The following is a 19,253-nucleotide window of genomic DNA, read 5'->3' on the forward strand; positions in this document are numbered from 1 at the left end:
TGAAAAGGAGTGGGCTATTGTGTCAGTAAAACCGTACGTATTGACCGAACGCGGCGTTCTCCGCTATGAGCAGGTGACGTATCCGATGGAAGAGCGCGGCTTGCAGTTCGGCGATGGCGTCTACGAAGTCGTGCGCCTATACAATGGAACGTACATCTGGTTAGAAGAACATCTCGATCGTCTGTATCGTTCGGCGGCCGCTATTCGCCTGTCTGTCCCGTTCGCTCCCGAAGAGCTGGCCGCGCGGCTCGAGGAGCTCCGCCGCTTGAACGATGTGCACGAAGATGCCATTTTATATTTGCAAGTGACGCGCGGAAGCTTTCCCCGCGCCCATGCTTTTCCGGCGGAAAACCGTCCGAACTTGTATGCCTACATCGAGCCGATGGCGCGGAAAAGAAACGAAATGACGCGTGGCGTGCGCGTCATTGTGACCAAGGATGTCCGCTGGGAGTATTGCTATATTAAAAGCTTGAACTTGTTGCCAAACGTGCTGGCCAAGCAAGAAGCGGTCGAGCGCGGGGCATTCGAAGCGATTCTCCACCGCGATGGCATCGTCACGGAAGGAAGTTCGTCGAACATTTTTCTCGTCAAAGCTGGGACGGTATATACCCATCCTGCCACCGAGCGGATTTTAAACGGCATCGTCCGCACGAAAGTGAAGCAGTTTTGCGGAGAGCTTGGCATCCCGTTCATGGAAGAAGCGTTTTCGGTCCACGACCTCGCCCAAGCCGATGAGCTGTTTTTAACGAGCACCACCTCATCCATTATTCCGATTATCCAAGTGGACGACACCACGATCGGCAGCGGCCAGCCGGGAGCCGTCACCCAATCGTTGCAAGCCGCCTACCAAACGGCAACGCAGCCGGCCGCGCGCAACGCCTAGCGGGCCCACCAATGAAAAGCGAGGTGTCCCGCTCCTCTCGTTCGGGGCACCTCGCCTCGTCTATTGGCTGAGGACCGCGCGATCGCTCGCAAATTGACTGCCGCGAATGCGTTGAAATTCAGCAAGCAGCCGTTCGACGGTCAGCTCCTCCTTTTCCTTTCCTTCGGCGGCAAAGATGATTTGTCCGCCGTCCATCATAATGAGCCGGTTGCCAAGGCGAATCGCCTGCTCCATGTTATGCGTCACCATCAGCGTCGTCAAACGGTGTTTGGCGACGATTTCCTTCGTCAATTCAGTGACGAGCTCAGCGCGCGCCGGGTCGAGAGCAGCCGTATGTTCATCAAGAAGAAGCACATCAGGCTTAGTAAACGTCGCCATCAATAACGAGAGCGCCTGCCGCTCGCCGCCGGAAAGCAGTCCGACTTTCGCTGTCAGCCGATCCTCTAGCCCTAAATGAAGCGTTCGCAACGTCTCGCGAAACCACTCGCGCTTTTGCTTCGTCACCCCGAACCGGAGCGTGCGCCGCTTCGTCCGGTTGTAAGCGAGGGCAAGATTTTCCTCAATCGTCATATGCGGGGCGGTGCCGGCCATCGGGTCTTGGAAAACACGGCCGATATAACGGGCGCGCGCATGTTCCTTAAGCGATGTCACATTGCGGCCGTTGATCCATACTTCCCCCGTGTCGGGAGACAGCCGTCCGGAAATGATGTTCATCAGCGTCGATTTCCCGGCGCCGTTGCTGCCGATGACCGTGACGAAATCACCGGGGGAAAGCGTCAAGTCGATGCCGCCTAAAGCGATTTTTTCATCGGCCGTTCCTTCGTTAAACACTTTTGTAATTCGTTTCAGCTCCAGCAACAGCCTCCCCCCTCTCCAGCTGCTCGGCTTTTCGTCTTTTTCTCCGCTTTTCTTTTTGGGCCGCCCAGAGGTTGGGCACGATGAGGGCCGCCATGACAATGAGAGCGGTAATCAGCTTCACATCGCTCGTCTCCAAAAACTCGACCCGCAAAGCGAGCGCCAAAATCAGGCGATAGACGATGGCCCCGCCGATCACTGCCCACGTCGCCCGAACAACGGAGTGAGCGCCAAACAGCGCCTCGCCGATAATGACGGAAGCTAACCCGATGACAATCATGCCAATTCCCATGCCGATGTCGCTAAATCCTCCGTACTGGGCGACGAGCGCCCCGGAAAAAGCGACAAGCGCATTCGACAGCCCAAGCCCGAAGATGATGAGGCCGTCCGTATTGGCGGAAAAGCTCGCCACCATCGGCTGATTGTCCCCCGTGGCCCGCATGGCAATGCCCAACTCCGTTTTCAACAACCAGTCCACCATTCCTTTTACCACGACCGCCACCGCCGCCATCGCCACGAGCACCGCCCACGTTCGCGGCGCGAATCCTGTGAAGGAAACGGCTCGGTTGAGCACATCATCCCATCCGGCCTGCTGCCAAGCGGCTGTCATTTGCTTGATGACCGTCTCCTCTTGAAGGAGCGGAATATTTGATTTTCCCATGATGCGCAAATTGATCGAATACAACGCGATCATCATTAAAATACCTGACAAGAGCGGATTGATCTTCCCTTTTGTATGCAAAAGTCCTGTCACGACTCCGGCGGCAAATCCGGCCAATAGCGCCGCGGCCGAAGCGGCAAACGGATTCGCTCCGTTGACGATCATCACGGCGGCGACCGATGCGCCGGTGACAAAGCTGCCGTCAACCGTCAAATCGGGAAAGTCCAACACGCGAAACGACAAATAGACGCCAAGCGCCATCACAGCGTAAATCAAGCCGGCCTCCACCGAACTGAACATGGCCGTCCACACACCATTCACCCGCCTTTTGACGGCAATCCCCCTTCGTCGAAGGGGGAAGCCGCTCGTTTATTCAATGTATTCCGCGATCGAATCCCATTCCGGATTGAGTTTAATCCCCATTTCTTGGGCCGCTTTTTTGTTGATGACCAGCTTCAGCTTTTTCGGATACTGCACTGGAAGCTCGGACGGCTTTTTGCCGTCTTGCAAAATTTGCGCCGCCATTTCCCCGGCTTCATATCCGATGTCGTAATAGTCAAAGCCATAGGCGGCAAACCCACCGCGTTTGACAGAATCAAGCTCGCCGACGAACAGCGGGATGTCGTGTTCATTGGCGACTTGAATGACCGATTCGAGCGCCGACACAACCGTGTTATCCGTAATGATGTAAAAACAGTCGACCTTGCCGACCAGCGATTCAGCCGCCTGCTTCACTTCCGCGGACGTGGATACCGATGCGGGCACGATCTGCAAATCCGTCCCTTCCATCGCTTTTTTAACTTGCTCGACTTGGGCGACCGAATTTTGTTCGCCGGCGTTGTACACCATGCCGACGCGATGGCCTTGCACATACTTGTCAATAAACTGCACCGTTTTCGGAATCGCGTCAGGGTGGGTATCCGTCGTTCCTGTGACATTGCCGCCCGGCTGTTCCATCGATTGCACGAGCTGGGCGCCAACCGGATCGGATACCGATGTAAAGACGATGGGAATGTCTTTCGTCGCATTGAGCGCAGCCTGCGCGCTTGGGGTTGAGTTGGCAAAGATCAAGTCCACGCCATCGGAGACAAAATTGTTGGCGATCGTTTGGTTGGTGCTTTGATCGCCTTGGGCGATTTGCACGTCATACGTAACGGACAGCCCCTTGTCTTTTAACGCTTGCTGGAATCCTTTGCGCGCCGCATCGAGCGACGGATGCTCCACGATTTGCGTCACGCCGATTTTGTACGTTTTTTCCTTCTGTCCTCCGCCTTCCCCGTTTCCTTGGCCGCTCCCTGTTTCCTTTGCTCGGCCACAGCCGCCGAGCAGAAACAAGCCGGCTGCACAGACGATGGCGAACCGCCGAATACGCTTGCCCATATGATCTAGTCCCCCTATGTAAAATAATTCGAAACTATCACATATTTAAAATTATAAAAAATAATAAAATTATTTTCAATATACTATTGCCGGAAATGAAAAAAAGAGAGGCCCAGACGCGCGAGCCCCTTCTTTGCCGCGTCACGGACCTCCCGGCGCTTTCCGCGCCAACCGTCAAGCGCGAGAAGCGACGAATTGCTCCTTCAATATTCTGCGCAAAATTTTTCCAGTTGTGTTTTTCGGCAGTTCATTCAAAAACTCAATGGCGGTCGGCACCTTATATTTCGCCAGCCGTTCGCGACAATAGGCGATCAATTGCTCGGCGGTCAACTCCGGATTTTTCGTGACTACAAACGCCCTTACCGCCTCGCCGTAATCCGGGTCGGGAACGCCGATCACCGCCGCTTCGACCACATCCGGATGGCTGTACAGCACCTCCTCGACTTCACGCGGGTACACGTTATAGCCGCCGACAATGATCATCTCTTTTTTCCGGTCTACGATGTAAAAGTAGCCATCCTCGTCCATGCGCGCCAAATCACCGGTGTGCAACCAACCGTCGCGCAAGGCGATGGCTGTTTCCTCCGGCATTTTATAATACCCCTTCATGACGTTCGGGCCGCGGACGACAAGTTCGCCCACTTCGCCGACCGGCACTTCCTCACCGTATTCGTTCACCACTTTGTTGATCACGTTCTTAATGTTCGTCCCGATCGACCCCGGTTTGCGCGGCCGGTCGAGCGGGTTAAAGCAAGTGACCGGCGACGCTTCGGACAGCCCATACCCTTCGGAAATGATCACATTGAATTTTTCTTCGAAGTTTTTCAACAGCGCAACCGGCATGGAAGCGCCTCCTGAAATGCAAAGACGAAGCGTCCGCAGATCGTCGGCACTCCCCTCCTTATACTGGTAAAGAAAGTTATACATCGTCGGCACGCCGGCGAAAATCGTCGCCCGCTCTTCGCGAGCAAGCGCAAACAATTGCGCCGGACTGAACTTCGGCATGATGAGCACCGTTCCCCCGTTCATCAGCGGAGCATTGAGAGCGACGCTCAGACAAAACACATGGAACATCGGCAAAGCGGCAATGACGCGATCGTGCTCATTGATGCCTAAATAATCGGCTATATCTTGGGCGTTGCTGTATAAGTTTTTATGGGTGAGCATCGCCCCTTTCGGTTTTCCTGTCGTTCCCGACGTATACAAAATGACGGCCACTTCGTCATCGGCAAGCTCAGGGCCGGTGAATTCCGGGCTGCCGGCAGCCAATACGGCAGCAAACGTTTTCATCTCTTCGGTCAACGGAACTGCTTTTTCCTTTCCTTGCGGCGTTTCACAAACGATTGCATGGGAAAGCAGCGGCAGCCGCCGCTTTGCCTCGGCGAACAGCGGCGCGAGCAAATCAAGACCGATGACGGCTTTTACATCGCCGTTTTGCAAAATATAGCCGATTTCCTCCGGGGTGTAAATCGGGTTAATCGGGATGACGGTCGCGCCGAGTCGCAGCGCCCCGTACAAGCCGATGACAAACTGCGGCGAGTTGCCAAGCAGCAGGGCAACGTGATCGCCGCGGCGAATGCCAAGCTGTGCCAACCCATCAGCGAATTGTGAAACAGCGGCGTTAAGCTGCCGATAGGTGCAGCGCTCCCCTACAAACACATACGCTTCCTTGTCCGGCAATTGCTTTGCGATTTGCGCTAATCGTGCAGGTAAGTTCATGCGAAGCTCCTCCCCCAAAATGAATGAATGACCATTCATTTTACAAGTAAAAAAATTCGAACTATACCTATTATAAAAAAAAGAGCAGCAAAGGACAAGAGAAAGCGTTTCCTTTGCTGCTTCTCTAAAAGGCCGGTGATTGAAGGGAGCGAGCCGCTTATCAAACCTGTTTCGCAAATAGATAAACTTTGTCGCATCAGGAGCGCCTTGCAAACGTTCCCCATGACTCAAGAGAACCAACCGTTTTTCAATAGCCTCCTAAAACCGGCTTGGCTACGGTGCCCATACGAGCCCGGTGCGAGCTAGGCGAATGACGCCACCAAATAAGCGGGCAGCCTCCTCGACAAGCTGCTCATGACGGCCAACGTGCGGCAAATGCGTCAGCCACAATTCGCCGACTTCTGCCCCTTTGGCGATAGCCGCCGCCTCCTCGCTCGTCATGTGCCCGGCCGCTGCCGCATGTTGCCCAGCGTAAAAGTTGCACTCGCTGATCAGTAAATCGGCGCCTTGCGCAAACGGCACAAACTCCGGCAAATAGCTGGAATCAGCGGTATACACAACGTCCTTGCCGCCGGCGCTAATCCGCATCGCGTAGCACGGCACCGGATGGGCGGTTTTGAGAAACGACAGCGCAAACGGACCCACCGTTACCGTTTCTTGCGGATCATACGCTACGCCTTCGGTGATGCCGCTGTGGGTCAAGCGGACAAACGCCTCCTCGTCTTCCGCATGGCCATAGATCGGCAACACGGGCAAATCGGCGCCCAAATTTCGATGGATGAGGCGCGCGTATTGAAGCGGTCCAATATCGGCCACATGATCGTAATGATAGTGGGAAAGGACAACCGCATCCAACTGCCGGACATCGACCTCGTTTTGCAGTTTGGCAAGCGCTCCGCTTCCACAGTCAACAAGAAGGTGAAACCCATCATGTTCGAATAAATACGCTGATGTCGCTTCATTGGCAGCGGGAAATCCTCCCCAATAACCGATGACCGTCACTTTCATCGCCGTTCTCTCCTTTCTTTCGTTTTATTTCCATCATACACAACGAAGCCTATTTTTTCATCTTTCATATTTTGTTTTAAAACAACTATTGACATTCTAGGTTGTGTTATAATACAATAAAACCAACAAGACAACGGAGGGGATCGGAAATGTTGGCTAAAGTGTTGGAATTTTTCAGAAACTTACCACCAAAAAAATGTCTGCACTGCGGAAAAGAGATGGATGAGCAACATGAATGCTACGGCAACACGTGCTCGGACTGCCTTGGCGCCGCTTACCGCCAATAGGTGAGCGGACGCATCCCTTGCGTCACACATTGTGCCGGCTGCCCCGCCGGCAAACGGCTGTTCCCCGATACAGCCTGTCTTTTGCACACGCCTCCATCATAGAGGCGTCTTTTTTTTTGCATGATATCCCCCGACATGATGAGCATAAAAATCTCCAGCATCCGATAAAGAAGGGTTGATCCAAAAGGTGGTTTGCCTTCAAGATCGGCACAACCGATCCGTAGAAGCCCAACACGCAACGAAAGAGGGGTATCCCGCTCCTTGTGGGATACCCCTTCTTCACTTAGCAAATTTCGCTCGTGACCGAACAATGAATACGGTCGGTTCAATAGCAAAAAAGGATAGCATTTAAGAACAAATGAGAGAAACGAACTTCCCTCATCCTGCTGGTGCGAATCAAAGCACAGATCACACTCAGCCTTACATGGCAGGCTCCTCTGCAGCCGTCCGATAACGCCGCCGGTACAAAAAGTGAAAATAAAGCAACGTTCCAGCCGCAAAAATCACCGCCACAATTCCTAACTTCGTCGCTTCTTCCCACATCACCGCAAAATCGCCACTTGAAATGACCGCTCTTAGCCCGCGAATCGCATGGGTCATCGGCAGCCAAGGATGCAACGATTGCAATTTATACGGAACAAGCTCAATCGGATACGTTCCAGCGCTTCCGATCAGCTGGGCGATCAGCAGCAAAATAGCGAGAAAACGGCCGGGATTATCAAACAAGGTCACAAGAAATTGAATGATCATCATAAACGTCAGGCTGATGATCCACGTAAACAACAAAAAGCGCCCAACGCTTTGCACGTGCAAATCGAGTCCATACAGCAACCACACATCAGCCAAGAGTGACTGGAATACCGCGGCCACCACCAAGACTCCCCATTTTCCGAAAAACCATGCTATTCCAGAAGTCGGGCGATCGACTGGTTCACGCAGCGGAAAGACGATGGTCAACAGCAGGGCACCGACAAACAGCCCTAATGACAAGAAGTAGGGCGCAAATCCCGTTCCGTAATTAGGAACATGATGGAGCGGCTGCTTTTTCTTTTGCACAGGATCGGCGATCATATCATACACGCGGTCGTTCGCTTGAACGTGGGCGGCTTGTTTCGCCCCCTCGTTCAGGCGGTCTTCCATCTTTGCCGCTCCTTTTGTTAGTGAATCTAATCCGTTGGTAAGCGCTTGGCCCCCGTTAGAGAGCTTTTTCATTCCATGGTGAAGCGAATTCACTCCTTGGGCTAGCTCTTTTGTCCCATCATTCAGCCTCTTGGCCCCACCCGCCAACTGATGCGTACCAGATACAAGTTTGTCTGATCCGTTTGCAAGCGCTCCAACTCCTTGCGCCAATTGGTCTGTTCCGGCAGCCAATCGCGCAGCGCCGCGGTCAGCACGGCCAAGCTGCTTGGCGAGCTCTGTTGCTCCCGATCCTAATCGTTGATGAGCGGCCGATAATTGAGAGGCTCCGGACGCAAGTTTTTGCTGACCATCTACGAGCTTGTCGATCGCATCTTGCACAGCTTGTTGCCCGTTGACAAGCGATGCCGTTCCACCGGCAAGGCGAGCGGCCCCGTCTTGCAGCTGTCCAGCTGTATCAGCAAGTTTTCCTACACCGACCGCCACCGCTTTACTTCCCTCAACAAGCGGCTGCAACTGTTGTGACAGTGCCTGTAAAGCTGCCTTTTGATTCGGATCGACCGCTTTCTCAGACAACGCCTGCAGTGCCGCAGCATACTGCGCGAGCCCTTCGCTTACTCGGTCAGCACCAGCTGCTGCTTCTCCCGCTTTCTGCCCCCACTGCGCCATCCCTTGAGATAGTTGCTCGGCACCAGAACGCAGCTTCGTTGTTCCATCCGTCAGCGCCGGAAGACGAGATTGCAGTGTTTGTAACCCCGTTAATGATTGATTGAGCCCCTCGGCCAACCGGGTAGCACCGGCCTGAGCTTGCTGCTCTCCGTCAGCCAACCGGTTTGCGCCGGCCGCTAATTGGCCAAGACCAGCTTGGAGAGCGGATGCGCCATTTTTCACTTGCGAAGCGCCGCTACTAGCCGCCTGAAGGCCTTGATCAAACACGATCGATTTATCCGCTAACTCCGTTAAATATCTTGATAGACTTCCCGTTCCTTCTCGAAGCTTCTGCATTCCGGCTTCTAAACGTGCACTTCCTTGCTCGGCGGCGTCTACTCCTTTTGTCAGACGGCGGCTTCCTTGTTCTGCTGATTGCAAACCTTCATGCAGCCGCTCAGCGCCATCCGCCGCTTCTTTCAAACCTTTTCCCGCTTCTTTCATTTTCGTCAACATGGCTTCGGCATACGCTTTAGTGACATTTTTGCCGATCTCCCCTTTGATGGCTGAAACGGCAGAATCGCCGATTTTCCCGACGAGATAGTTCGCTCCTTCATTGACGATGTACTTAAGGCGAAGCGGTTGGGGCGCAGCATCTTGCACCGTCGTAGCGTGCTCAGAAAAATCAGCTGGAATCATTATCGCCATATAATAGTCGCCGTTTTGCAAACCGTTTAACGCCTTATCGCGATTGACAAAATGCCAAGAAAATGAATGGGTTTTTTTCAACCGCTTCACCACATCGTCACCGAGATGAAGAGAATGGCCATCGAGGTTCGCTCCCCGATCTTCATTGACGACCGCCACGGGCAAGCGGTCCAAATGACCATACGGGTCCCAAAACGCCCATAAAAACGACCCGCTGTAAAGAAGGGGGATAAACAAAACAGCAACAATGGGAATCAGCACTTTAGGACGAAACAAAATCGCCCGCCATTCTTTGGCCAGCATCGCACAAATCCCTCCTTTGTACAAATGACCAATTTGTCTATTTAGTCAAACACGAGAAATAAAGAATGGATCATCTATTTTGATAATCCTTGCAAAAAATACAGCGTGAACAATTCGGCAATTTGTTCTTTGCTCAGCGGCTCATGCTCCTTTTCCCAATCGACGATCAGGGCGATGTAAGTTTTCAGCATCACAAACGCCGTAATTTCCGAATCACAAGGGCGGATTTCGCCTTTTTCCACCGCCGCCTCGATTTTACATCGAATGAATCGGACCATCTCGCGATCAAACTTTGCCAATACTTCCTGCACCGCCGCCGTGCCGATGCTGCGCACTTCTTGAAGCAGCTTGGCGGTCAGCTGATGGCGTTGGCGAAATTTCAGAATGCGATACAAGGCGCGGGGAACATTTTCGGAAAACGGCAACGATGGATCCATCGCCTGCTCGGCTTCGGTTTTAATTTGAGCGATCAAGGAAGAAATAATTTCATCAAGAAGCTCCTCTTTGCTTTTAAAAAACGTATAAATCGTTCCTTTGCCGACGTTGGCGAGCCTAGCGATTTGTTCCATCGTCGTCGCTTTATAGCCAAAAGCGGAAAATGATTGGGCCGCTGCAGAAATGATTTGTCGTTTCCGGTCGCTTGCCATGAGCCTCATCCTTCAATATGACTAAATGAACATTTTGGTCAATTCGTATCCTTATCTTATCATAGCCAGCGTTTCCTGTAAAGGGGGAACGGATAGACAACGAGGGTGTCCCGAAAGGATCGAGACACCCTCTTTCGCTGCTCTATATAAGTGCTGACTGCTTCTGCCGCACGATCGGTTGTGCCGATCTTGAAAGCAGACAACCTTTTGAGTCAGCCCCTCTCTCATCGCTATATAAGCACCAAGCGCTTCTCGGACACACTATATGCTATATAAGCAGCAAACGTTTCTCGGCCGCACTATATATTGTGACGATCGTGAAAATACCTAAATAGGAAAATGGATCGAGGGATTTTCATCCTTCCAAAATGTGATGAATTTTTTCCGTCATGCGAGTTGATCTTCAAGAGCGCCTTTTCGATCAGCCCCGTTCCCGCTGCGAAGAAGCCGCCGAACGGCGCGGCTTCATCGGCTGCAAGAAGATCGTCCCCTCTCGCCTGCACACCGCTGAACGCTCCTTCTCTCCGGGGTCTAGAGGGCGAAGGCTTCTCGGTTCAAAGTGAGAAAACAGCGCCCCTCCCTAAACCGTTCGGCCCCGGTCCTCGATTACTCAGCGCGTTTGCTCCCCGCTTCCATCATTTGAACGGACTGCTGTTTTTCCCAATACTCAAGCACATCGCGGACGGCCTTCTCCGCTTGGTCAATGCAATCGGGCAGCCCGAGCCCCTCATAGGAACTGCCTGCTAAAAACACCCCCGGCAGCGCGGCGGCCATCTGCACTTTAATGTCCGCCAACCGCTCGCGATGACCGACCGTATACTGCGGCATCGCCCGCTTCCACCGCGAAATGACGGCAAACTGCGGCGGGCCGTCGATGTTCATCACTTTGTTTAAATCATCGAGCACAACGCGAACGATTTCATCATCGGGCTGATCGACGATCTCTTCGTCGCCCGGCCGTCCGACATAGCCGCGCAAAAGCGCTTGGCCGGGGGGCGCGGTATGCGGCCATTTTTTATGCGTCCACGTGCATGCGGTCAGCGTGTAATCGCTGCGGCGCGAAACGACAAACCCGGTGCCGTCAATGTCCCGACGAATCGCTTTTTCCGGAAAGGCGAGCGCGACCGTTGCCACCGATGTGAGCGGCACTGACCGGAACGGGGCAAAAAACGGGTAGTCGGCGAACAGATCCGGCACCGTGTGATGCGGGGTAGTGATGATGACGCTGCCCGCCTCCCACGTTTCACCCGTGCTCAACCGCAGCCGGTACGTCGAGCCGAGGCGGGTGATCCGCTCAACGCGCACCCCTTTGATGACACTGCCCGGCTCGAGCCGTTTTTCCACTTCTTCAACGAGCGATTGCAAGCCTGTTTTTAACGTCTGAAACGCCCCTTTTCGCTCTCTCTGCTCCTTCGGCGTCGTCCGTCTCGCTCCGCGAACGAGGCTCCCGTATTTTTGTTCAAGTTGGAAAAATTGCGGGAATGTCGCCATTAAGCTCATGTTGTCGATGTCGCCGGCATAAATCCCCGATAACAGCGGCTCGATCAAATGGTCGACCACTTCGTCGCCTAAACGGCGGCGGAAAAAGCGGCCGAGCGGCATATCGCCCTCGGTTTTCACCGGCGGCAGCACGAAATCAAGCGCGGCTCGCAGCTTGCCGAACGGAGAAAACAAGCCGGTCGTCAAAAACGGGGCGAGGCGCGTCGGAATGCCCATCACCGCCCCACCTGGGATCGGATACAGTTTGTCATTGACCAAAATATACGACGTTCCCGTCGCATTGTGAACGATCTCGCGCTCAAGCCCGACCTCTTGCACTAAGCGGAACGCGCTCGTTTTCCGCGCCAAAAACGAATCCGGCCCGCGCTCGATGACAAAGCCATCGCGAATGACCGTCTGCACTTTTCCGCCGAGCCGGTGCGTCGCTTCGACGAGCTTGCACGTCAGCGGGAGACGTTGGTTTTTGATCGCTTTTTGCAAGTAGTAGGCGGCGGCTAGGCCGGTAATGCCGCCGCCGACAATGACCACCGTCCGTTGTCCATCACTCATCGCGATCGCCTTCTTTGGCCAGCCGATTGAGCACGACCGTCGCCAACGCGTCGATAAATAGCGGATCGGTATTCGGCATTTTTGGACGATAATAGCGGGCCCCGATTTCCTCGGTCACCTGTTTACATTCAATGTCATTATCGTACAATACTTCCAAATGATCAGAAACAAAGCCGACCGGCGCATAGACGAATGAAGTATAACCGTAAGTTTGATGAAGCTCGCGCGTCAAATCCTGCACATCCGGACCGAGCCAAGGTTCCGGCGTTTGTCCAGCGCTTTGCCAGCCGACGGCGTAATGGGCGACCCCGGCTTGCTCGGCGATGCGTTTGGCCGTGTCTTCAAGCTGCGCAGGATACGGATCGCCGGCTTGAATGATTTTTTCCGGCAAGCTATGGGCGGATACGATCAGTACGGCCCGCTCGCGCTCATGCTCCGGCATGGCCGCAAAAATCGCCTCCACTTGCTCGGCCCAATATCGCAAAAACTTCGGTTCGTCATACCATTGATCAATCGTATAAATCGTCGGCCCGCCCAGCTGCTCGGCTGTTTGTTTCGCCCGCTCGTTGTACGAGCGAACGCTAAAGGTTGAATAATGCGGGGCTAAGACGATGCCAACCGCTTCGCTGATGCCGTCCTCATGCATGCGCCTGACGGCATCCTCGATGAACGGTTCAATATGTTTGAGACCCAAATACACGCGAAACTCGACATCATCCTGCACCTCGTTCAGCCGCTCTTCCAGCCGTTTCGCTTGCGCCTCTGTAATGGCAGCGAGCGGCGACAGCCCGCCGATCGCCCGATAGCGCGCTTTTAAATCATCGATCTGTTCCTGAGGCGGCTTGCGCCCATGGCGAATGTGCGTATAATACCGTTCGATATCGCTTTCTTGATACGGCGTGCCGTACGCCATCACCAACAGCCCAATCGTTTTGTTTGCCATCGTATTGCACCTCTTTTAGTTCCGTGAAGTATAGTCATGGATAAAAGCGGTCAGCCGCTTCAATGTCGCCGGCTCAACATCTGGAAAAATGCCGTGTCCTAAGTTGAAGACATAGCCTGGCCGCTCCATTCCTTCGTCCAAAATGCGCTTCACCCGCTCTTCAATCACATCCCACGGCGCGAGCAGCACGGCCGGATCCAAATTGCCTTGAATCGTTTTCGTCACCCCTTGACGACGCGCGTCGCGAATCGACAGCCGCCAGTCAAGACCGATGACATCCAATGGCAAATCATTCCACTCGCGCACCAAATGGCTGGCGCCGACGCCAAACATGATGAGCGGCACCCCTTCTTCGCGCAAAGCGGCAAAAATGCGCGCCATCGCCGGTTTGATGAACGTGCGGTAGTCATCCGCATTGACCGCCCCGACCCAAGAGTCGAAAATTTGCACGGCGCTCGCCCCGGCTCGAATTTGCGCTTTCACATAGCGGATCGTCATCGCCGCAAGCTTGTCCATCAAGGCAAACCACGCGTTTGGTTCAGCGTACATAAACGCCTTCGTTTTATGGTAGTTTTTCGACGGGCCGCCTTCAATCATGTAGCTGGCGAGCGTAAACGGCGCGCCGGCAAAGCCGATCAGCGGCACATCGAGCTGTTCGTTGACAAGCAGTCGAATCGTTTCTAAGACGTATGGCACATCGCGCTCCGGGTCGATCTCTCCAAGCCGCTCCACATCATGAAGCGAGCGGATCGGGTTGGAAATGACGGGACCAACGCCGCCGCGAATTTCCACGTCCACACCGATGGCCGGCAGCGGTGTCATAATATCTTTATATAAAATAGCGGCATCGACGCCGTATTGCTCCACCGGCAGCCTAGTGACATAAGCGCAAAGCTCCGGCTGGTGCGTAATCTCAAACAAGGAGTACTTTTCTTTCAGCGCCCGGTATTCCGGTTGCGATCGTCCAGCTTGCCGCATATACCAAACCGGCACATAGGCCGTTTTTTCGCCGCGGCAGGCGCGCAAAAATGTATCGTTCATTCGTCTCGTCATCTTCATCCGCCTTTCTTTCACCCAGTCCAATCAGCCGTTCCTTATCGTTTTTGCTCATTCGCATTGCGTATCTCTTTTTCACTATACCGCTTTCGATGTCCAATGTATAGAGAAGGAAACGAACTGTCAAAAAATCGACCGATTTTTCAACCTGTGCCTATTATAGCAAAACGCTGTTCCGACAGCACGGGACAGCGTTTTTCATTAGATGAGAACCATGGCGACAACGGTCGTGATCGCCAAACCGATAGCAACCGGCGGCAAGTTGCGGCGCGCCAGCTCAAACGGATCAACGCCGCAAATCGCGGCAGCCGGAATGAGCGCCCACGGAACGAGCGTACCACCGCCAACCCAAATGGCCGCGACTTGGCCGAGCGCGGTTAATGTCGCCGCTCCGCCGCCAATCGCCACCGAAAACAAGTGCGCGATCGAGCCGGCGAGCGAGATGCCGGACAAACGGCGACACCATCACATCGTTGATGCCGGTCACGGCCAGCACTTTACTCATCGCCACAATAGCCGACGCCAGCGCCAAAAACGCCAGCCGGTGGCGTCAAGCCCGCTTGGGAGCCGCGTGCCGCCTCGCCGTCCACAACGCGATGATGGTTCCTACAAGCCAAGTCGCCACCCAAAGCCCGCGCGGCGAAACGGCGGCGAGCACAAGGTGAAACACGGTGTTTTGTCCAAACAACAAAACGAACAACAACCGAACCGCCGCCGCGGCCGGCTGGGTCGATGGGACGGGATAAAGCCGCGGCCATAGCGAATGGCGATGACGATAAAACAGCGCCGCCAATTGCAGCGCGGTCGCATAAAGAAACAAATACACGATGGCCGCTTGGGCGTATTCGTTTCCAATGAACGCAAGAAGGACGCCGCCGATCGCGGTTAGACGGATATACAAACCGGCATATCCACCAGCGCGGAAGAACGTGCGCACGTATAAGTGAAAAAAGACGTGCGCCCTCCCGTACGGAATGAGGCGAAGCGCCGGATCAAGCCAGCGCCGCCGCTTCGCTTCCTCCTGCCATCCGGGAACATCGACAAACATACTGGCCAAGCGGTAAAATTTGTTTTTCGCCCGCTGTTCATCACGAATAAGCCGCTCCCACTTCCACCCTTTTCCCTTCGTCAGCCGCCAGACGTAGACAGAAACGCCGGCGATACACAAAGCGACCGCCACCAAAAATGGCCACGGCGCTGACGCCAGCACAAGACCGATCGCAACCGCCGCCAAGCTGAAGCGGACAAACGCACTCCAGCGCCCAAAAGACGGATCAGCGATTCGACTTCCTCTCCAGGCAGCCCACAAATTCCATAGTTTCAGCCCCGTGAGGATGAGCAAAAACAGCGGCCAAGGCAGCGGCGAAAAACGGGCATGAAGAGGTCCAGCCAGCAACAACAGCAGACAGAGGCCGTAAACGTGCCAGACTAAAGAAAACCAAAACGCCCGTTGAATATACGGGCGCAGCTGCCGTTCCGCTGGAAGCAAAAACACAAGATCGGCCTCGCAAAACAGCGTGCGCACCGTTCCAGACGAAGCCGCCCATCCAAACACCACGGCGGCGATGAGCGGATACGGAAACGAGCGCGGAAGTCCCGCCGCCCAACGCTCATACCCCACGGCCAAGCCCGCCAAAACGATCAGCAAGCCGACGAGCAAATGGCTGTTCAACATGTACCGCCAATAGCGACCCTTTTTTTGCCAATCAGCCCACAACCGCTGCCGCCAAAGCCGGCCGGCATCCATCATGATTCATCATCCTTTGTCAATTCGAGATACAGGTCATCGAGCGTCGCCTCATTCCGTCCGCATTGGCGGCGGATGTCGTCAAGCGTCCCTTTCGCCCGCACGCGGCCTTGATGCAAAATCACAAACGAATCACAATATCGCTCGGCGGTCGCCAAAATGTGTGTCGACAACAAAATGCCCGCTCCCTTCGCCTTTTCCCGCTTCATCCGTTCAAGCAGCGCATAAATGGCAAGCGGGTCGAGGCCGAGAAACGGCTCGTCGATAATGTACAGCGGCGGCTCAAGCAAAAACGCGCAAACGATCATCACTTTTTGCTTCATTCCTTTGGAAAAGTGCGCCGGGAACGAGGAAAGCCGGCGCTCGAGCCGGAACTCGCGAAGCAAGGGCGGAAGGCGGCGCTCATACTCGTCCTCGCTTAGCCCGTACGCCATCGCCGCGAGACGCAAATGCTCTTCAAGCGTCAACTCTTCATACAGCACGGGGGTTTCCGGAATAAACGCAAACTGTTTTCGATACGCTTCCGGTTCGGTTTCGAGCGTATAACCGTTGATGGAAATAGCGCCGCGGCGCGGATCGAGCAAACCGATCACATGTTTGATCGTCGTGCTTTTGCCGGCCCCGTTCAGCCCGATTAAGGCCACCATTTCGCCGGGCTTGACGGCAAACGTCACGTCTTCCAATACGTTTTGCGCTGTATAGCCTCCGTATAAATGCTCCACGTGCAAAAGCGTCATCGTCTCTCCCTTTCTGCTGTGATCATGGCTTTTGTCCCCATTGTACCAAACAACCGCCTTGTTTACCAAAAAAACCCCCGCATACATCCCCAGCTTTCAGACATGATAAAAAACGAAGAGGGGATGAGGCGAAGCCAAACGTAGATGAACCGATCCATAAGAAATGGGGTGTTCGTCAAAGACACCGCAGTGAGCCGAAAACGATGGTGACCGTTTTGCAGCCATGACTACCTGTTGCCAAATGCAAATGGCAGCGACCCTCTCAAAGGGGATGGTCACGTTGAACAAAGGAAAACGCTCACGCTGACACGAGTTTCGCCGCAAATGGGGTGTTCATCAAACGCACATCGGACCGATTTCCCTCTCCCCTTTTCACCGCCGGGATGTAGCCGTTTTCACGGGATTACATCCCGGTTTTTTTATGGTACAATGAGGGAAAAGGAAAGGGGGCCATTCCAGTGGATAATTGCATTTTTTGCCGCATTGTGAACGGCGAGCTGCCGGCGGCGAAAGTGTATGAAGATGAACACGTGCTCGCCTTTTTGGACATCAGCCAAGTGACGAAAGGGCATACGCTGGTTATTCCGAAAGTACATACGGAAAACGTATTTACGCTCACTTCGGACGTCGCTGGCCGTTTGTTCAGCGTCGTGCCGGCGATCGCTAACGCGCTCAAGCACGCATTTTCCCCCGTCGGGCTCAACGTGTTGAACAATAACGGCGAGCAAGCGGGCCAGACGGTGTTTCATTACCATCTCCATCTCATTCCGCGCTACGGCAAAGGCGACGGATTTGGGGCGGTTTGGAAATCGCACGCGAGCGATTACACCCCAGCCGATTTGCAGACGATCGCCGCCGCCATTCGCGAGCAGCTCGGCTGATTTTTCTGCCGGCTGTGGCGCACAAAAAAACGGAAGCAACACGCGGCTTCCGTTTTTATTTTCTCCCTTGTTCGATTACGTTTTGCAAGTCTTTATCTTTAATCTCGACATCAGCTTTTTTTACCAACTCATCGACCTTTGACTGCATCGTCGACGGATCGAGCTTGCTTCGCTTCACTTCAAAGGCGATTTCATCTTTCATCTCGGCAAATGATTTTTTCTTCTCTTTATCCGTCACTTTAATGATGTGATAGCCGTAATCCGTTTTGACCGGGTCGCTCACTTCGCCGACATCAAGCTTGTAGGCCGCTTCCTCAAATTCTTTCATCATTTTCCCCGGGCCAAACCAACCTAAATCGCCGCCGTTCGACGCTGATCCCGGGTCTTGCGAGTATTCTTTCGCCAGTTTGGCAAAATCTTCGCCTTTGTCTAGTTTGGCTTTCACTTCTTTCGCCGTTTTTTCATCTTTCACTAAAATATGGCTGGCGCGGATTTTCGGCTTATAGTTGTTGTAATAGTCCTTCAACTCTTTCTCCGTCACTTTTACATCTGCCACAGCCGCTTTGGCCCGCAGCAAGTCAAGTTTGACCATCTCACGGATCACTTTTTCGCCGTTTTGCTGCACGGCTAGATCGTACTGTGTGCCATAAGCGTCTTTAATCCGCTCGATTTCCCGATCAATTTCCTCATCGGTTACTTTGTATTTTTTGCTCAATACTTTTTCGTCGATTAAATCGCGGAGGACGGATTTTCCAACGCGTTCTTTCATTTCATTGTAAAATTCGTCTTTTGTAATATTGCCGTTTTTCGTCTCCACGACCACCTCAGAATCGCCGTTATTGCAGGCCGATAAAGCCATGACCGAAACGACGGCGGCCGTCATCATCCACTTTTTCATCCGCTTCACAACTCCCATTTCATTTTTCCGCCTTTCGCCTTTGCTGTTCGAGCCCGCAGCGGGCGAAACGGCTTGTTCGCTTTAGCCACGACAATTACTATACCATATTTCCAAAGAAAAAAAAACCTCTTTCCGGCTCCGTCATCCGCCCATAACATGCCCGTTTGCCATACATATGATGAGGGTGAAGCGCCGCGGCGGGCTCCCCCCTGCCGAAAGGAGGTGTTACGATGAGCGCACCTGCACCTTATGCTGGAGGCTTTGCGTTAATTGTTGTGCTGTTTATTTTGCTCATTATCGTCGGCTGCGCCTGCGTCATCTACTAAGCCAAAAGAGGGTGCTCCCCCGCTCGGGCACCCTCTTTTAGCGCGTTCCCCCTGTCAGTCGCAGAAACAGCCGTTTGGTTATGTAAACAACACTTCCAAATATGAGGAAATCAATAACATGGTGGTCAGCACATTGATCGTCCGAAACACGGCCGGCTGCTGCTCCTCGGGAATGTCGCGCTGCGCGCACAGCAAATAGGTGAACCGGTTCACGAAAAACAAAACGATGACTGCAAGAGGGAGAAAATAATAATCAAGCGTCAAAGCGAGTCCCCCTTTCTTTTTCGCCAAACGCCGCCCATGGCTTTAACTTTACATCGTTCGTCGCCCGAAATCAATCGTTTTCTGCTTCGCGGGCAGACGGATTTTTTGGTTGGTCC

Annotated in this window: 18 protein-coding genes and 1 pseudogene; 4 read left to right on the forward strand and 15 right to left on the reverse strand. The window is 53.8% G+C overall.

Annotated features, from left to right (window positions below):
- Positions 1-19 precede the first annotated feature (19 nt).
- Positions 20-883, forward strand: a complete 864-nt coding sequence (dat, locus tag NST29_RS14400; protein ID WP_033019648.1) for a D-amino-acid transaminase — start codon at positions 20-22, stop codon at positions 881-883.
- Between the two features lie 60 nt (positions 884-943).
- On the opposite strand, the gene NST29_RS14405 is transcribed toward dat, so the two are convergent.
- The 5 genes from NST29_RS14405 to NST29_RS14425 form a co-directional block, all read right to left on the reverse strand.
- Entirely contained in the window at positions 944-1,741 is a 798-nt protein-coding gene (locus tag NST29_RS14405) for an ABC transporter ATP-binding protein (RefSeq protein ID WP_033019745.1), read from the reverse strand.
- Positions 1,707-2,699 carry an ABC transporter permease gene (locus tag NST29_RS14410; RefSeq protein WP_033019743.1) on the reverse strand — a complete coding sequence of 331 codons (993 nt, stop codon included), beginning with the start codon at positions 2,697-2,699 and terminating at the stop codon, positions 1,707-1,709. The genes NST29_RS14405 and NST29_RS14410 overlap by 35 nt, the downstream gene beginning before the upstream one ends.
- Before the next feature lie 69 nt (positions 2,700-2,768).
- Entirely contained in the window at positions 2,769-3,779 is a 1,011-nt protein-coding gene (locus NST29_RS14415) for an ABC transporter substrate-binding protein (protein ID WP_033019646.1), read from the reverse strand.
- A 174-nt stretch (positions 3,780-3,953) separates the two neighbouring features.
- Positions 3,954-5,498 (reverse strand): fatty acid--CoA ligase family protein, encoded by a 1,545-nt coding sequence (locus NST29_RS14420; protein WP_033019645.1) that lies wholly within the window; start codon positions 5,496-5,498, stop codon positions 3,954-3,956.
- Between the two features lie 273 nt (positions 5,499-5,771).
- Positions 5,772-6,506: an MBL fold metallo-hydrolase gene (locus NST29_RS14425; RefSeq protein ID WP_061912279.1), complete on the reverse strand. Its 735-nt coding sequence runs from the start codon at positions 6,504-6,506 to the stop codon at positions 5,772-5,774.
- Positions 6,507-6,655: 149 nt separating this feature from the next.
- On the opposite strand from NST29_RS14425, the gene yhfH reads away from it, so the two are divergent.
- A complete protein-coding gene (yhfH, locus tag NST29_RS14430) occupies positions 6,656-6,793 on the forward strand; it encodes a protein YhfH (protein WP_082799297.1) in 138 nt (45 codons plus the stop codon).
- 420 nt (positions 6,794-7,213) lie between these two features.
- Here the strand turns inward: yhfH and NST29_RS14435 are convergent, their stop codons facing one another.
- The 8 genes and pseudogenes from NST29_RS14435 to NST29_RS14470 all read right to left on the reverse strand — a co-directional run bounded on the left by NST29_RS14435 (position 7,214) and on the right by NST29_RS14470 (position 16,768).
- Positions 7,214-9,589, reverse strand: a complete 2,376-nt coding sequence (locus NST29_RS14435; protein WP_061912280.1) for a YhgE/Pip domain-containing protein — start codon at positions 9,587-9,589, stop codon at positions 7,214-7,216.
- Between the two features lie 74 nt (positions 9,590-9,663).
- Positions 9,664-10,236: a TetR/AcrR family transcriptional regulator gene (locus tag NST29_RS14440; RefSeq protein ID WP_033019642.1), complete on the reverse strand. Its 573-nt coding sequence runs from the start codon at positions 10,234-10,236 to the stop codon at positions 9,664-9,666.
- 606 nt (positions 10,237-10,842) lie between these two features.
- Positions 10,843-12,285 carry a protoporphyrinogen oxidase gene (hemY, locus tag NST29_RS14445; protein WP_033019640.1) on the reverse strand — a complete coding sequence of 481 codons (1,443 nt, stop codon included), beginning with the start codon at positions 12,283-12,285 and terminating at the stop codon, positions 10,843-10,845.
- Positions 12,278-13,228, reverse strand: a complete 951-nt coding sequence (gene hemH, locus NST29_RS14450) for a ferrochelatase (RefSeq protein ID WP_033019638.1) — start codon at positions 13,226-13,228, stop codon at positions 12,278-12,280. The genes hemY and hemH overlap by 8 nt, the downstream gene beginning before the upstream one ends.
- A gap of 15 nt (positions 13,229-13,243) precedes the next feature.
- Positions 13,244-14,281, reverse strand: a complete 1,038-nt coding sequence (gene hemE, locus NST29_RS14455; RefSeq protein ID WP_033019742.1) for a uroporphyrinogen decarboxylase — start codon at positions 14,279-14,281, stop codon at positions 13,244-13,246.
- A 204-nt stretch (positions 14,282-14,485) separates the two neighbouring features.
- Positions 14,486-14,795 (reverse strand): annotated as a pseudogene (locus NST29_RS14460) (hypothetical protein); the annotation flags it as partial.
- 39 nt (positions 14,796-14,834) lie between these two features.
- Complete coding sequence (locus NST29_RS14465) at positions 14,835-16,034, reverse strand: ABC transporter permease (protein ID WP_033019634.1); 1,200 nt, start codon at positions 16,032-16,034, stop codon at positions 14,835-14,837.
- Positions 16,031-16,768 (reverse strand): ABC transporter ATP-binding protein, encoded by a 738-nt coding sequence (locus NST29_RS14470; RefSeq protein WP_033019632.1) that lies wholly within the window; start codon positions 16,766-16,768, stop codon positions 16,031-16,033. Before NST29_RS14470 ends, NST29_RS14465 begins: the two co-directional genes overlap by 4 nt.
- 458 nt (positions 16,769-17,226) lie before the next feature.
- Here NST29_RS14470 and NST29_RS14475 point away from each other — a divergent pair, with 458 nt between their 5' ends.
- Entirely contained in the window at positions 17,227-17,649 is a 423-nt protein-coding gene (locus tag NST29_RS14475) for an HIT family protein (protein ID WP_033019631.1), read from the forward strand.
- Between the two features lie 55 nt (positions 17,650-17,704).
- Here NST29_RS14475 and NST29_RS14480 read toward each other — a convergent pair whose 3' ends face one another.
- Entirely contained in the window at positions 17,705-18,547 is an 843-nt protein-coding gene (locus NST29_RS14480) for a peptidylprolyl isomerase (RefSeq protein ID WP_033019740.1), read from the reverse strand.
- Positions 18,548-18,777: 230 nt separating this feature from the next.
- Here NST29_RS14480 and NST29_RS14485 point away from each other — a divergent pair, with 230 nt between their 5' ends.
- Entirely contained in the window at positions 18,778-18,873 is a 96-nt protein-coding gene (locus NST29_RS14485; RefSeq protein WP_081897173.1) for a YjcZ family sporulation protein, read from the forward strand.
- A 78-nt stretch (positions 18,874-18,951) separates the two neighbouring features.
- Here NST29_RS14485 and NST29_RS14490 read toward each other — a convergent pair whose 3' ends face one another.
- Positions 18,952-19,137: a hypothetical protein gene (locus tag NST29_RS14490; protein WP_033019628.1), complete on the reverse strand. Its 186-nt coding sequence runs from the start codon at positions 19,135-19,137 to the stop codon at positions 18,952-18,954.
- Positions 19,138-19,253: the final 116 nt, after the last annotated feature.

The sequence above is a fragment of the Geobacillus sp. FSL W8-0026 genome (assembly GCF_037966255.1).
Taxonomy (GTDB): domain Bacteria; phylum Bacillota; class Bacilli; order Bacillales; family Anoxybacillaceae; genus Geobacillus; species Geobacillus icigianus.